We start from the raw sequence: 851 nt of genomic DNA on the forward strand, positions 1-851 counted from the left end.
AAAAATCGAAGGCGGCAGCGCGGCAAGGACTCCCCCCGCCAGTGCAGCACGCAGACGAGCGTGAACAACCGGCGCGCCGTGTCGAAGTCGATCTCGATCTTGCCGGCGAGCCGGTCCATCAGTGTTTGCGAGCCCTCATTGTGCAGGCCGCGGCGGCCCATGTCGATTGCCTCGATATGGCTGGGCGTGGAGGAGCGGATCGCCTCATAATAGCTTTCGCAGATCAGATAGTAATCCTTGACGATACGCCTAAGCGGCGTCAGCGACAGGATGTGGGTAACCACGTCGGCGCCATTCTGGCGGCTGACGGCGAACACCAGGCGCGACTCGGCCAGCGACAGCTTCAGCCTGTATGGGCCGGCGCCATCGTCGTTGACCGGCCGGAAACTGTTTTCCTCGATCAGGTCGAAGATCGCCACTGCCCGCTCATGCTCGACATCGGGCGTCGAACGCCCGATCGATTCGTCGAGCTCGACGTCGATCAGCCTGTCGCGGTTTTGGTGGTGGCCGGACATCGCTACATGTTCAGCCTGATCGCCACCGATCGTGCGTGGGCGTCGAGCCCTTCCGCCTTGGCGAGCGCGATGGCCGCCGGCGCCAGCGCCTTGAGCTGCTCCGGGCCGAGCTTCAGGATCGACGTGCGCTTGACGAAATCGAGCACGGACAAACCAGACGAGAAGCGCGCCGAGCGCGCGGTCGGCAGCACGTGGTTGGAGCCGCCGACATAATCGCCGATGACTTCCGGCGTGTGGCGGCCGAGGAAGACGGCACCGGCATTGCGCATCCCGGCGAGGAAGTTCTCGGCGTCGTCGAAGGCGAGCTCGACATGCTCAGCCGCGATGCGGTCGACC

Annotated in this window: 2 protein-coding genes; both read right to left on the bottom strand. The window is 64.6% G+C overall.

All coding sequences use genetic code 11. The annotated features are described in order from the left end of the window. Window positions 1-515 (bottom strand): UPF0262 family protein (locus EOA79_RS32290; protein WP_164894086.1); only part of this gene is annotated, 515 nt, incomplete at its 3' end. A gap of 2 nt (window positions 516-517) precedes the next feature. After that, window positions 518-851: histidinol dehydrogenase (locus EOA79_RS32295; RefSeq protein ID WP_206639305.1), on the bottom strand; the 334-nt coding region annotated here is incomplete at its 5' end.

Source organism: Mesorhizobium sp. M1A.F.Ca.IN.020.03.2.1 (genome assembly GCF_004023205.1).
Classification (GTDB): Bacteria; Pseudomonadota; Alphaproteobacteria; order Rhizobiales; family Rhizobiaceae; genus Mesorhizobium.